The sequence below is a fragment of the Geodermatophilus sp. YIM 151500 genome, assembly GCF_025716945.1.
GTDB lineage: Bacteria > Actinomycetota > Actinomycetes > Mycobacteriales > Geodermatophilaceae > YIM-151500.
In genome coordinates this window covers 1-13,421 of sequence record NZ_JAOVZT010000012.1, presented here as the reverse complement: position 1 = coordinate 13,421, position 13,421 = coordinate 1, and the positions used below count along the sequence as shown (strand labels likewise).

Genomic DNA, 13,421 nt, shown 5'->3' with positions numbered 1-13,421 from the left:
TGCACTTACGGTCCGATCGGTGCCCTCGACGGCTGCCGAGCCACCGGAGGCGGTCACTGTGTCACCGCCCGGGGCCGCTGCGGAAGTACCTCAGCGCTAAATCGTCGTTGCACCTTCGGATGAATGGTTCACCGTTGAGACATCGCTCGGTACGGTCTCGCGCGTGACCGCTGCACCCGCCCCACCGGTCCCGACGGGCGCCCGCTCGGTGACGCTGCGGTCGGGCGTCTACGCCGACTCGGTCAAGCTCATGCAGGTGAGCCGGGACGTCGCCGCCCGCGACGGCGTCACCGCCGTCCTGGTCGCCATGGCCACCCCCCTGAACCTCGAGCTGGCGGCCGGCATGGGCCTCGCCCCCGACGGCCCCGCCGCTCCCGACCAGCTGCTGGTCGCCATCGGCGCCACGGACGACGACGCGCTGGCCGACGCGGTCGCGGCCGTCGACGCCGCCCTGGCCGCCCGGGAGCGCGGGGGGACGTCGGCCGAGGCGTCGGTCGCCCGGACCATCGGCGCCGGCCTGGCCGAGCTGCCGCCGGAGGCGTCGGCGCTGGCCATCGTGAGCACGCCCGGGCAGTACGCGGTCGCCGAGGCGGCCGACGCGATCGCCGCCGGGCGCAGCGTGCTGGTGTTCTCCGACGGCGTGCCCGTCGAGCACGAGGTGGCGCTCAAGCAGGCGGCGCGCGCGGCCGGCGTGCTCGTGATGGGCCCGGACTGCGGGACGGCGATCGTCTCGGGTCTGGCGCTCGGGTTCGCCAACGTGGTCCGCCGCGGACCCGTCGGCCTCGTGGCGGCGTCCGGCACCGGCGCGCAGCAGGTCTCCTGCCTGCTCGACATGGCCGGCGTCGGGGTCTCGCACGTGATCGGCGTCGGCGGTCGCGACCTCTCCGCCGCGGTCGGCGGGCTGGCCACGCTCGACGCGCTCGCCGCGCTCGACGCCGACCCGGGCACCGAGCGGGTGCTGCTGGTCTCCAAGCCGCCGGCGGCGTCCGTGGCCGCCGCGGTCGCGGACGCCGCCGGGACGCTGTCCGTACCGGTGCGCAGCGCCGCCCTCTCGCCCTCGGCGCCCGACCTGACCGCCGCCGTCGAGGCGGTGCTGGCCGACATGGGCCTCGACGTGCCGGTGTGGCCGTCACGGCCGGGGCCGGCCGAGGCGGCGGTGCCCGGCTCCGCGCTCAAGGGCCTCTACTCCGGCGGCACGCTGGCCGACGAGGCGATGCTGCTGGCCGCGCCGGTGCTGGGCGACGTCCGGTCCAACATCCCGCTGCGGCCGGAGCTCGACCTCGGGACGGACCTGTCCGCCCCGGGGCACGTCGTGATCGACTTCGGCGACGACGCGCTGACCGCCGGCCGGGCGCACCCGATGATCGACCCGACGCTGCGGCTGGAGGCGGTCGACCGGCTGGCGGCCTCCGGCGAGCAGGCCGTGCTGCTGATGGACGTCGTCCTCGGCCACGGCGCCGACCCCGACCCCGCGGCGTCCCTGGCGGCCGCGCTGGGGGCCGCCCGGTCGCGCACGCAGCTGCCCGTGGTGGTGGCGCTGGTCGGCACGGACGCCGATCCGCAGGGCTGGAGCCGGCAGGCCGACGCGCTCGCCGCGGCCGGTGCCGCGGTGTTCGCGTCCAACGCCGTCGCCGTGCGGTACGCCCTCGACCTGCTGGGAGCCGCACGATGACGATCGCCGACCTGCTGGCGGGGCCGCCGACCGTCGTCGCCGCCGGCGTCGACGTGTTCTCCGAGGCGCTGCGCGCCCAGGGCGCCGACGTCCGCGACGTCGACTGGCGCCCGCCAGCCTTCGGCGACCCCGCCGACCTGGCCGCGCTCGCCCTCGACCCGCGCCGGGCGACGGCCAACCGGACGGCGGTGGAGCGGGTGCTCGCCGCGGGCTCGCACCTGGTCGACGTCCGGCCCGCGCGCGAGGTGCTCGACCTGCCCGACCGCACGCTGCTGCACGCCGGCCCGCCGATCGACTGGGCATCGGCCTCCGGCCCGCTGCGGGGCGCGCTGGTCGGCGCCTGCCTGTTCGAGGGCTGGGCCGACGACGTCGAGGAGGCCGAGCGGCTGCTCGCCGGCGGCGGCGTCACGCTCGACCCCTGCCACCACCACCGCGCGGTCGGCCCGATGGCCGGCGTCACCAGTCCGTCCATGTGGCTGTGGTGCCTGGCCGACCCCGTGCACGGCGGGCAGGCTTTCTGCAACCTCAACGAGGGCCTGGGCAAGGTGCTGCGGATGGGCGCCTACGGCGCGGAGGTGCTCGACCGGCTGCGCTGGATGCGTGCCGTGCTCGGCCCCGTGCTGTCGGCGGCGGTCCGGTCGCGCGACGAGCCGCTGGACGTCAAGGCCGTGCTGGCGCAGATGCTGCAGATGGGCGACGAGGCGCACAACCGCAACCGCGCCGGGTCGCTGATGGCGCTGCGCGAGCTGTCGCCGTCGATCGTCGCGGTCGAGGGCTGGGCGTCGTCCGACGTCGCGCAGGTGCTGCGCTTCATCGGCGGCAACGAGCACTTCTTCCTCAACCTCGGCATGCCGACGGCGAAGCTGGCGATGGACGCGGCGGCCGGCCTGCCCGGCTCGTCGTTGGTCACGGTCATGTCACGCAACGGCACCGAGTTCGGCATCCGGACGGCGGGCACCGGCGACCGCTGGTTCACCGGGCCTGCGCAGACGCCGGTGGGGCTGTTCCTCGGCGACTACGGCCCGGACGACGCCAACCCCGACATCGGCGACTCCGCCATCATGGAGACCTACGGCGTCGGCGGGTTCGCCATGGCCGCGGCGCCGGCGATCGTCCGGTTCGTGGGCGGCACGGTGCCCGACGCGCTGGCCACCACCGAGCGGATGTACCAGCTGACCCTGGCCGAGAACCCGGCGATGCAGATCCCGATCCTCGGTTTCCGTGGCTCGCCGACCGGCATCGACGTGCTGGCGGTCGCGCGCACCGGCTGGCTGCCGCAGATCAACACCGGCATGGCGGGCCGGGTCGCCGGCACCGGCCAGGTGGGCGCCGGTCTCGTGCAGCCGCCCCGGGTGTGCTTCGAGCAGGCCCTGGCGGCGCTCGCCGGGGAGGCTCGCGCCCCCGCGGCCGCGTGACGGTCCGCCCGCCCGCCCACCGCCCGACCGCCGACCCCCGCCGCCCGGCGGGGAAGTTCAGCCGGGGAGGTGCGGGCAGGCGGTCAGCTCGTGCACCGCCGCGGGGACGTCGCCAGCCGCGTCGACCCGCCGGGGGAAGGGCACCCGCAGGTCGTAGGAGATGCCACCGGAGAGGACGCGGAAGGTGACGCCGTAGCTGTCGACGCCCAGCAGGTGCACCGTCTCGCCCGCGCCCGCCCAGAGCTGCACGGCGTGCTGCAGCCGGTCCAGCGGGACGGCGGCGGCCAGGAGCACCTCCTCCTCCGCGGTCGCCACGGGATCCGGGCTCGCGGCGGCGAAGGCCTCGGGGGACAGCTCGACCCGCCGTCCGCACCCCTCGACGGCCACCTCGGCCAGGTCGAGCCGCAGCAGCGTCGCGGTGAGCCCGACGTCGAGCAGGACGTCGTCGGCCCGGACGTCGGCGAAGGCCAGCAACGCGTCGTGCCGCCGCGCGGCGGGCACCGGCGCCAGCCACCCCGTGAGCTCCAGCCGCGCGCGCACGGGGGAGCGCATGGGGAGCGGCCCGTACAGCGTGACCGCCAGCCGGGCCGGGACGTCGCCCAGCGAGGCGCCGCGGACCGCTGCGGCCACGTCGCCGCGTGACGGCACGACGACGAGCACCTGCCCCGCCACCGTGGTCGTCGCGGCGAGCAGCCGGTCGGAGCCGGGACCCCCGGTCTGCAGCGTCGGCGCGCCGCGGGCGGCGACCGTGCGGGCCAGGTCGGGAGCGCTCGGCTGCAGCGCGCGACGGGGATCGCCCGTCTCGGGGGAGTGCCCAACGGTCATGCGTCACCTCGTCCTTAGGTAAGGTGAGCCTAACCAAATCCGGAGGTCCGTGTGAACAACCCCCGTCCCAAGGTCCGCCGCAGCCGCGCCCTCGGCATCCCGCTGACGCCCAAGTGCGTGCGCTACGTCGAGCGGCGCCCCTACCCGCCCGGTGAGCACGGCCGGAAACGGCGGACCGCGAGCGACTACTCCACGCGGCTGACGGAGAAGCAGAAGCTGCGTGCCCAGTACGACATCAGCGAGACGCAGCTGCGGGCGGCCTTCGACCGCGCCAAGCGCTCCGGCGGCACGACCGGCGAGGCGCTGATCCAGGACCTCGAGTCGCGCCTGGACGCCACCGTGCTGCGGGCCGGCTTCGCCCGGACCATCTACCAGGCGCGCCAGTTCGTCACCCACCGGCACGTCCTGGTCAACGGCAAGCGGGTGGACCGCCCCTCCTACCGCCTCCGACCGGGCGACTTCGTGTCGATCGCGGAGACGTCGCGCAGCAAGGAGCCCTTCGTCGTCGCCGCCGCCGGCGCGCACGCGGTGGCGCCGGCCTACCTCGAGGTGCGGCTGACCGACCTGGTCTGCCGCTACGAGCGGACCCCGGGCCGCGACGAGGTGCCGGTCGTCAGCGAGGAACAGCTCGTCGTCGAGCACTACGCCCGCTGAGCTCGCTTGTCGGTCGGCGGTGGCGGCGGCAGGCTGCGGTGCCGTGTGGCACGTGGGCTTCGTGGACGGCGAACCGGACGACGACCTGCTGCGCCGCATGAGCGCCCCGGAGAACGAGGTCCCGGTCGCCCTGCCGGCCAACCGGGTGCTGGCCCGGACCGACGACGTCGCGGCGGCCCTGGTCGGGCTGCACGTCTACACGACGGGTGTGTCGTTCGACCTGGCGCTGCGGGTGCGGGCCGCGGCCGCGCCCTCGCTGCGGGTCGGCCTGAACGACCTCCTGTGGGACAGCGGTCGGCGCGGCCGCCTGGGTTTTCTGTTCGGTCTGGAGCTCGCCGACGGCCGGCGGGTGGGCAACGTGCCGGAGCGCGCCGGGACCGACGGCGTCCTGTTCCACCAGGGCGGCGGGGGCGGCGGCGACACCGCGGTCGACCAGTCCTGGTGGCTCAGCCCGGTGCCGCCGGCGGGGCCGCTGCGGGTCGTGGTCCGCTGCGACGAGCTCGGCCTCGCCGAGACGGTCACCGAGCTGGACGGGACGGCGATCCGCCGGGCCGCCGACGAGGTCCTCACCCTGTGGCCGTGGGAACCGCCGCGGGACGAGCGGCCGGCCGAGCCGCCCCCGCCGCTGGACCTCCCGCCCGACAGCTGGTTCGCCGCCCGCGGCTGAACGCCGGCCGGGTCAGGCCGGCAGCGGGGCGCCGCGCAGCCGGTCGAGCAGGCGGTCGAGCACGGCCAGCTCGCGGTCGCTGAACCCGTCGAACACCGTGCGGAGGTTGGTGGCGTGCACGCCGACGGCCTCGGCCAGCTTCGCCCGGCCGGCGTCCGTGATCGCCGCGTAGGAGACCCGCCGGTCGGTGGCGCACGCCTGACGCGTCACGAGCCCGGCGGCGTCCATGCGGTCGACCAGGCGGGTCACGCCGCCGCTGGTCAGGGTGATCTGCCCGGCCAGCTCACCCATGGGGAGCATGCCGCGCTCCGAGCGGGCCAGCCGCACGAGCACCTCGAACCACACGTGCGGGACACCGGTCTCCGCCTCCAGCGCGGTGCCGAGCCGTCGCTCCAGCCGGGCGGCCGCCTCCAGCAGGCGCCCGAAGGTGGACACGAGGGCGTCGTCGGTTGCAGCGGCGGCGTCCGGCATGCACGACAGCTTACCCGTCAATTATTGATTGATCAACCATCCGGCGTTATGTTGGCTGCGGGCTCAGCATCTGAGCGAGCAGATGAGCACGTCACCACGAGGAGCGCGTCATGACCGTCGCCGCCGTCCGGCTCAACCACGCCGTCCTGTTCGTCGGGGACCTCGAGCGCTCGCTGCGCTTCTGGGTCGGCGTGTTCGGCATGGAGCTCGTCGTCCGCGAGCCGCGGGCGGACGCCGCCTTCCTGCGGCTGCCCCGCTCGGGCAACCACCACGACCTCGGCCTGTTCGGCATCGGGGCCGGCGCGCCGCCCCGCGCCCGCGGCACGGTCGGTCTCTACCACCTGGCCTGGCAGGTCGACACGATCGACGACCTGGCGCAGGCCCGCGACGCCCTGCTCGGCGCCGGTGCCCTGACCGGCGAGTCCAGCCACGGCGCGACGAAGAGCCTCTACGGCATCGACCCCGACGGCAACGAGTTCGAGGTCATGTGGATGCTGCCGCGTGCGTCCTGGGGCGAGTTCGAGCACACGGCCACCGTGGAGCGGCTGGAGCTCGCGGCCGAGCTGCAGCGCTGGTCCGGCGTCGGGACGGCGGCCGAGCTCGTCCCCCTGCCGGCCGGCGGCTGACCGCCCGCGTCACCTGGCGGCGCTGCGGGGAAGTCGGCCTCCGGAGCGCCGTCCGGAGGCCGACTTCCCCGCAGTCGTGGGCATCCGGGCGGCCCTACGTCCGCACGATCGCCGCCACCGGACCACCGCCGGAGGGGCCCTGGTGCACGGCCGCCACCGACACGAACACCGCCGGGTCGCCGGTCACCGCCGCCGTCACCCCGCCCACGCAGGCCTTGATCTGCCGGTGCCAGTGCACGTCGGAGTCGTCGAGCATCGCGTTGCGCCGGCCGCGGACCTTGCCGTCGGGCGAGGCCTCGCACTTGAGGAAGACGTTGACCAGCCGGTCGCCGAGATCGGTGGAGTGCGGCCGCTCCGGCAGGTCCAGCCCGGCGTCGCGGATGGCGTTCCAGATGCCGTCCTGGTCGAGCGCGTCCGCCATCACCGAGTGGCCGATGCGGTAGTTCCCGCCGTGCCCGCGGGCGTTGCCGACGACGACGATCTGCGCCCGGTCCAGCTCCACGCCCGACGAGCAGGAGGCGACCGAGCTGAACAGCGACAGGTCGCGCATCACCTGCTCCTGCGTCGGCATCCCGATCTCGCCGAGGGCCACGGCGATGCCGAGCGCGGTCGTGCCGTTGGACAGGTCCATCGAACCGTGCGGCTCGTCGTAGTAGGTGGTCTGCCCGCGCTCGCGGGCGTCGCGGATGGTGTCGATGGTCAGCAGCGGCGTCTTGGTCTGCACGTAGTGGACGTCGGCGGGGTCGGTGATCCCGGCCTCCTCCATGGCCTTCCGGACGCCGTCGGCGACCTTCTCCACCATCGCGATGCGGCCGATGTCCTCGGGCAGCAACTGCTCGCTCATCGCGTAGCCGACGGTCAGCCGCGGTTCGTCGGTCGCCTCGACGGCGTCCTCCGGCAGCGTCGCGAAGATCGTCGCGTGCGGGCTGATGACGCCGTCCGTGCCGCCCGACCAGACGATCGGGATCTGCTTCACCTCGTCGAGCGGCCGGGTGCCCTTCTCCATCAGCACCTCGCGGAAGGCGCGGTCGGCGATGATCCGGGTGTAGTCGTTGACGCCGCCGTTGCCCTCGGTCTTGCCGATGACGGCGACCACCCGGTCGGCCTCCATGACGCCGTCGTCGATGAGCTTCGCCAGCTCGGAGGCGTCGCTGACGTGGTGCAGCGGGACCTTGCGGACCTCGATCGGTGCGGGCATCGGCTCACTCTTCCTTCGTCGCGGGACCCGGGTCGTTCTGCAGGACGGTGCCGACGTCGTCGCCGCGGACGGCGTCGGCGATGTGCTCGAGGGACGTGATGACGGCGCGGCGTCGCGGCCGGCCGGGCACCGCCGGCTCGACGAAGCGGAGGGCGGCTTCGACCTTCGGGCCCATCGACCCGCGGGCGAACTGCCCCCTCGCGGCGTGCGACCGCAGCTCCGCCGCGGTGACCCGGCCCAGCGGCCGCGCCGACGGCGTGCCGAAGCCCACCATCACGTTCGGGACGTCGGTGGCGATGACCAACGCATCGGCGCCCAGCTGCGCGGCCAGCACCGCGGCGGTGAGGTCCTTGTCGACGACCGCCTCGACGCCGCTCAGCGCGTGCCCGTCCCGGCCTTCGCCGGTGACCGGGATGCCGCCGCCCCCGGCGCAGACGACGACGAACCCGGCGGCGCAGAGCGCCTCGATCGCCGGGACGTCGACGACGGCGCGGGGCTCGGGCGAGGCGACCACCCGCCGCCAGCCGCGCTCGCCGCGGTCCTCCCAGGTCTGGCCCAGCGCGGCGAAGCGCTCGGCCTGCTCGCGCGGGAGGAAGCGGCCGACCGGCTTCGTCGGCTCGCGGAAGCCCGGGTCGTCGGCCGAGACGAGCGTGCGGGTCACCAGTCCGGCGGTGCGGCGGTCGGACCCGCGCGCGGCGAGGGCGGCGTCCAGCTCGTCGGCCACGGTGAAGGCGATGGTGGCCTGGGTCTGCGCGACGCACCAGTCCAGCGGCACCGGCGGCACCTCGTGCGCGGCCAGCTCGTTCTTGACCAGCAGGTTGCCCACCTGCGGGCCGTTGCCGTGGGTGAGGACGACGTCGACGCCGGCGGCGACGACGTCGGCGACGTGACCGGCCGCGACGGCGATCGCGTCGCGCTGCGCGCCGGGCGTGGCCGACCCGTCCGGCGCGGTCATCGCATTGCCGCCCAGGGCGATGACGACGCGGCGCGGCAGGTCCACCCCGCGGACCCTAGCGGCCGATTGCTTAGCGGTGAAGCAGTTGCCCGGGGCTCGCGCCGGCGGATCCGGGGCGGCTCAGCGCGGTCCGACGGGCGGGGCGTCGTCCGGACCGATGGCCCGCTGCACCCAGGTGACGTCGTGCCACGCGCCGTGCTTCCAGCCGATCCGCCGCCAGGTGCCGACCGGCTGGAATCCCATCGCCCGGTGCAGGCCGACGCTGGCCTCGTTCGGCAGGGCCATCCCGGCCACCACCGTGCGGTAGCCGCGCTCGGCCAACCGGTCCAGCAGTGCGGTGTAGAGCGCGCGGCCGCCGCCGCCGCGGCGCCGGTCGGTCTCGAGGTAGACGCTGACCTCGCAGGACCACCGGTAGGCGGCCCGCTCCTTGTACGGGCCGCCGTAGGCGTAGCCGACGACGCGGCCGTCGTCCTCCAGCACCAGCCAGGCGTGCGTCCGCCGGGCCCGGGCGATCCGGCCGGCCATCTCCTCCGCGGTCGGCGGGACGCTCTCGAAGGTGATCACGGTGCCGGTGACGTAGGGCGCGTAGATGGCAGCGCATGCGGCGGCGTCGTCCTCGGTCGCGTCCCTCACCAGCGCCACGACCGCTTCCTACCCGAGGCGGTCGGGGGCGGCTAGCGGCGCCAGAAGTCGAACCGGTCGCGTCCGGGCCGGAAGCCGGCCGCCTCGACGATGTCGACGGCCAGGTCGAACCGCTGCCCGACGGCGGTGGCCTGGTGGGCGTCGCTGCCGAAGCTGACCGCCTCCCCGCCCTCCTCGTGGAACCAGCGCACCTGGTCGACCGACGCCATCGGGCTGCTGGTGTTCACCTCGAGCGCCCGGCCGCTGGCGGCCAGCGCGCGGAACACCGCCCGGTACTCCTCCTCGAAGTCCTTCTCCACGAAGCGGTCGGAGCCGCCGGGCCAGTACCGCCGCGGGAAGTCGACGTGCGCGAGCACCTGGAAGACGTCGCTGCCCTGGATCATCCGCACCACCTCGGCGAGGTAGGCGCGCATGGTCGCGTCGGGGTTGCCGTAGAGCAGCCGACCCACCCCGACCAGGTGCGAGCCGTCGCGCAGCGAGTGCAGCGAGCCGAGGATGCGGTCGGCGGGCGCGTCCCGCAGGTGGGCGGCGACGCTGGCGGCGAACAGGTGCGGCTCCCCGGTCTCGACACCCGACCAGATGCGCAACTCGGGGAAGCGCTCGCGGCACTCGGCCAGCTCGGCGGCGTACCCCTCGACGTCGATCGGCATCTGCTGGGCGTGCCGGCGCTCGGTGAGCCCCTCGGTGTGCGCCCGGTCGTCCTCGGTCCACACCGTGAAGTCGAGGTGCTCGGTGAACGCGATCGCGGGCAGCCCCAGGGCGACCGCCCGTTCGCATGCCCCGCGCATGGTCGAGGTCGCGGCGGTGTCCCACGACCAGCGGGTGTGCACGTGGTTGTCCGGCGGGGGCCCGGGCTCGGATGACATCGGACCCATTGTCCCCGCCGTCCCCAGGTCGTGCCCGGCCGGCCCGTGCTGTCGGTGGCGCTGCCTACTGTCGTCGCCATGAGCTCCGCCGCGCCGCCGTCCGAGCTGTCCCCCACGACCGGCGAGGAGGCGCTCTCGGTGCTGCGCGAACTCACCGGGCGGCCCGACGCGGAATTCCGCGAGGGTCAGGACGCCGCGGTGGCCGCGCTGGTCGATCGGGCGGAGCGGGCGCTCGTCGTGCAGCGCACCGGGTGGGGCAAGTCGGCGGTCTACTTCGTGTCGACGGCGCTGCTGCGCCGCCGCGGCCGCGGGCCGACGCTGCTGGTCAGCCCGCTGCTCGCGCTGATGCGCGACCAGGTCGCCGCCGCGTCCCGCGCCGGCATCCGAGCGGTGGAGATCTCCAGCGCCAACATGACCGAGTGGGACGACGTCGCCGCGCGCCTGGGCGCCGACGACGTCGACGTCCTGCTCGTCTCGCCCGAGCGGTTGACCAACCCGCGCTTCCGCGAGCAGCAGCTGCCCGACCTGGTACGCCGCTGCGGCCTGCTGGTCGTCGACGAGGCGCACTGCGTCTCCGACTGGGGGCACGACTTCCGGCCCGACTACCGCCGCATCCGCGACCTGCTGTCCGCGCTGCCGGCCGGCACACCGGTGCTGGCGACCACGGCGACGGCCAACGAGCGGGTGGTCGCCGATGTCGCCGAGCAGCTGGGCGCCGGTGGCGTCGGGGTCACCACCGTGCGCGGCCCGCTGGCGCGGGACTCGCTGCGCCTCGGCGTCCTCCGGCTGCCGTCCGACCGCGCACGGCTGGCCTGGCTGGCCGCGCACCTGGGCGACCTCCCGGGCAGCGGCATCGTGTACACGCTGACCGTCGCCGCCGCGGAGGAGACCGCCGCGCTGCTGCGGCAGGCCGGGCACGAGGTCCGCGCCTACACCGGCCGGCTCGACGACGCCGACCGGCGGGAGGCGGAGGAGGCGCTGCGGGAGAACAGGGTGAAGGCGCTGGTCGCCACCTCCGCCCTGGGCATGGGGTTCGACAAGCCCGACCTCGGCTTCGTCGTCCACCTGGGGGCGCCGTCGTCGCCGGTGAGCTACTACCAGCAGGTCGGCCGCGCGGGTCGCGCCGTCGAGCACGCCGACGTGCTGCTGCTGCCCGGCCCGGACGACCTGGCCATCTGGCAGTGGTTCGCGACGTCGTCCATGCCGCGGGAGGACCACGCGGCCGCGGTGCTCGCTGCGATGGCCGACCGGCAGGCGTGGTCGGTGGCGCGGTTGGAGACGGTGGCCGACGTGCGCCGGTCGCGGCTCGAGCTGCTGCTCAAGGTGCTGGCCGTGGACGGCGCGGTGGAGCGCGTCCAGGGCGGCTGGCGGTCGACCGGCCGGCCCTGGGTGTACGACGCCGACCGCTACCAGCGCGTGACGCGCACGCGGGAGGCCGAGCAGCGGGCCATGATCGCCTACGCCCGTCCGGTCGACGAGGCGGGGTGCCGGATGGCTTTCCTGCAGGAGGCGCTCGACGACCCGACCGCCGCGGCCTGCGGCCGGTGCGACGTCTGCGCCGGCCCCTGGTACGCGTCCGACGTCCCCGAGGCGGCGGCCGACGCGGCGTCCGCGGTGCTCGACCGGCCGGGCGTGGAGATCGCCCCGCGGGCGCAGTGGCCCACGGGCGCCGACCGGCTCGGCGTGCAGGTGCGCGGGAAGATCGCCGCCGACGAACAGGTGGAGCCCGGCCGGGCCGTCGCACGGCTCACCGATCTGGGATGGGGGCAGCGCCTGCGCAGCCTCCTCGGGGACGACGGCGTCGGCGGGGTGGTCGAGCTGGAGGCGCCGGGCATCGAGGAGGACCCGGACGCTGCGTCCGACGCCTCGCACGCTCGGCGCGGGCCCCTGCCGGAGGGCCCCGCCGCCTTCGACGGCAAGGACCGTGCTGCCCCCCACGCCTCGCAGGCTCCGCGCGGGCCCCTGCAGCGGAGCCACGACTTCCCCCCGGACGAGGAACTGCTGCGGGCCTGCGCCCGGGTGCTGGCCGCGTGGGACTGGAAGGCGCGCCCCGGCGCGGTGGTGGCCGTGCCGTCGCGGCGGCGGCCGCAGCTCGTGCGCGGCGTGGCCGAGGGGCTCGCCCGGATGGGCCGGCTGCCGTACCTCGGCACGCTGGACCTGGCCCACGGCGGACCGACCGGTCGGCCAGGTGGCAACAGCGCGTTCCGGCTGTCGGCCGTGTGGGAGCGCATCGCCGTCGGCCCGGCGCTGCGGTCGGCGCTCGCCGAGGTGGGCGACGCCCCGGTGCTGCTGGTCGACGATCTCGTCGACTCCCGGTGGACGCTGACCGTCGCCGGCCGGGAGCTGCGCCGCGCCGGGGTCGCGTCCGTCCTGCCCTTCGCGCTCGCGCTGACGGCCTGACGGAGGACCACAGGGGGAGGCTCGTCCGCCCCGCCGGAGGCTCGACCGCCCCACGCCGATCCTCGTGGCCGGCCTCGGGACGACGTCCCGCCATCCACAGGGTTTCGCACACATGTGCGAAACCGGGGTAGCGTGCCGGCATGGCGAAGGAGCCCACTCCGCTCATCGCTCGCACCCTCGCGGCGAGCGTCCGGACGGGGCCGAGCCAGCCGACTTTCTGGGACACCGCCGAGGAACCGGCGCTCACCCCGCTCGTCGGCCGGGTGGCGCGGCGGGACCTGGGGAGCGGCGCGTGGGTCGACCACCTGCCCGGTTGGATCACCGGGTCGGAAGCCGTGCTCGAGGTGCTGCTCGGCGACATCGGCTGGCGGGAGGACCGCCGGCAGATGTACGACCGGCAAGTGGCCGTGCCCCGACTGCTCCGGTGGTACGGCGGCGCCGGCATCCTTCCGCACCCCCTGCTGGCCGAGGCCCGGAGCGCGTTGAACGCGTACTACCAGGCCGGCGAGCGGGACCGATTCGTCACGGCCGGCCTGTGCCTCTACCGCGACGGGCGCGACAGCGTGGCCTGGCACGGCGATCGGCTCGGCCGCGGCGCCACCGACGACACCATGGTCGCCATCGTCTCCTTCGGCAGCCCGCGACCGCTGATGCTCCGGCCCACCGGCGGCGGTGCTCCCACCATGCGGTTCCCCCTCGGGCACGGTGACCTGGTCGTCATGGGCGGCTCCTGCCAGCGCACGTGGGAGCACTGCATCCCCAAGACGGCGCGGCCGGTCGGGCCGCGGGTGAGCGTGCAGTTCCGGCCCACCGGAGTCGCCTGAGACCCCTCCTGCAGCGGCTCCGGAGGTCGTGTACCTTCGTCGACGCGCCGGACGGGCCTGCAAGGGCACGGGTCACACACCCCCGGGTGTGCGGGACCGATGCGGACGGCGTAGGGTAGGAAAGCTGCCGATGACAGAGGCCTGAAAGGGTCGGGTTTGTCGCGCGTCCGTTCCTTGAGAACTCAACAGCGTGCCGAATGTCAGTG

Annotated in this window: 13 protein-coding genes; 7 read left to right on the top strand and 6 right to left on the bottom strand. The window is 75.3% G+C overall.

The window, feature by feature from the left end:
- Positions 1–163: 163 nt before the first annotated feature.
- Both OF117_RS17510 and OF117_RS17505 read left to right on the top strand, forming a co-directional pair.
- Positions 164–1,672: an FdrA family protein gene (locus OF117_RS17510; RefSeq protein WP_263554129.1), complete on the top strand. Its 1,509-nt coding sequence runs from the start codon at positions 164–166 to the stop codon at positions 1,670–1,672.
- A complete protein-coding gene (locus tag OF117_RS17505; RefSeq protein WP_263554128.1) occupies positions 1,669–3,087 on the top strand; it encodes a DUF1116 domain-containing protein in 1,419 nt (472 codons plus the stop codon). The genes OF117_RS17510 and OF117_RS17505 overlap by 4 nt, the downstream gene beginning before the upstream one ends.
- Positions 3,088–3,144: 57 nt before the next feature.
- Here OF117_RS17505 and OF117_RS17500 read toward each other — a convergent pair whose 3' ends face one another.
- On the bottom strand, positions 3,145–3,912 hold the full coding sequence (locus tag OF117_RS17500) for a DUF2470 domain-containing protein (RefSeq protein ID WP_263554127.1): 768 nt from the start codon (positions 3,910–3,912) through the stop codon (positions 3,145–3,147).
- A gap of 51 nt (positions 3,913–3,963) precedes the next feature.
- Between OF117_RS17500 and rpsD the strand changes: the two genes are divergently transcribed.
- On the top strand, positions 3,964–4,566 hold the full coding sequence (rpsD, locus tag OF117_RS17495) for a 30S ribosomal protein S4 (protein ID WP_263554126.1): 603 nt from the start codon (positions 3,964–3,966) through the stop codon (positions 4,564–4,566).
- A 52-nt stretch (positions 4,567–4,618) separates the two neighbouring features.
- On the top strand, positions 4,619–5,233 hold the full coding sequence (locus OF117_RS17490; protein WP_263554125.1) for a hypothetical protein: 615 nt from the start codon (positions 4,619–4,621) through the stop codon (positions 5,231–5,233).
- Positions 5,234–5,245: 12 nt separating this feature from the next.
- Here OF117_RS17490 and OF117_RS17485 read toward each other — a convergent pair whose 3' ends face one another.
- On the bottom strand, positions 5,246–5,704 hold the full coding sequence (locus tag OF117_RS17485; protein WP_263554124.1) for a MarR family winged helix-turn-helix transcriptional regulator: 459 nt from the start codon (positions 5,702–5,704) through the stop codon (positions 5,246–5,248).
- A 110-nt stretch (positions 5,705–5,814) separates the two neighbouring features.
- Here OF117_RS17485 and OF117_RS17480 point away from each other — a divergent pair, with 110 nt between their 5' ends.
- Positions 5,815–6,330: a VOC family protein gene (locus OF117_RS17480; RefSeq protein WP_263554123.1), complete on the top strand. Its 516-nt coding sequence runs from the start codon at positions 5,815–5,817 to the stop codon at positions 6,328–6,330.
- Positions 6,331–6,424: 94 nt separating this feature from the next.
- Here OF117_RS17480 and OF117_RS17475 read toward each other — a convergent pair whose 3' ends face one another.
- From OF117_RS17475 to OF117_RS17460, 4 genes are all read right to left on the bottom strand, one after another.
- Entirely contained in the window at positions 6,425–7,528 is a 1,104-nt protein-coding gene (locus tag OF117_RS17475) for a ring-opening amidohydrolase (protein ID WP_263554122.1), read from the bottom strand.
- A 4-nt stretch (positions 7,529–7,532) separates the two neighbouring features.
- Positions 7,533–8,528, bottom strand: coding sequence for a carbamate kinase (locus tag OF117_RS17470; protein ID WP_263554121.1), 996 nt, complete (start codon positions 8,526–8,528; stop codon positions 7,533–7,535).
- Between the two features lie 75 nt (positions 8,529–8,603).
- On the bottom strand, positions 8,604–9,125 hold the full coding sequence (locus tag OF117_RS17465) for an arsinothricin resistance N-acetyltransferase ArsN1 family B (protein WP_263554120.1): 522 nt from the start codon (positions 9,123–9,125) through the stop codon (positions 8,604–8,606).
- A gap of 32 nt (positions 9,126–9,157) precedes the next feature.
- Positions 9,158–9,991, bottom strand: a complete 834-nt coding sequence (locus OF117_RS17460) for a PHP domain-containing protein (RefSeq protein ID WP_263554119.1) — start codon at positions 9,989–9,991, stop codon at positions 9,158–9,160.
- A 78-nt stretch (positions 9,992–10,069) separates the two neighbouring features.
- Between OF117_RS17460 and OF117_RS17455 the strand changes: the two genes are divergently transcribed.
- Both OF117_RS17455 and OF117_RS17450 read left to right on the top strand, forming a co-directional pair.
- Positions 10,070–12,391, top strand: a complete 2,322-nt coding sequence (locus tag OF117_RS17455) for a RecQ family ATP-dependent DNA helicase (protein ID WP_263554118.1) — start codon at positions 10,070–10,072, stop codon at positions 12,389–12,391.
- Between the two features lie 140 nt (positions 12,392–12,531).
- A complete protein-coding gene (locus OF117_RS17450) occupies positions 12,532–13,215 on the top strand; it encodes an alpha-ketoglutarate-dependent dioxygenase AlkB (RefSeq protein WP_263554117.1) in 684 nt (227 codons plus the stop codon).
- The last annotated feature ends 206 nt before the right edge of the window (positions 13,216–13,421 follow it).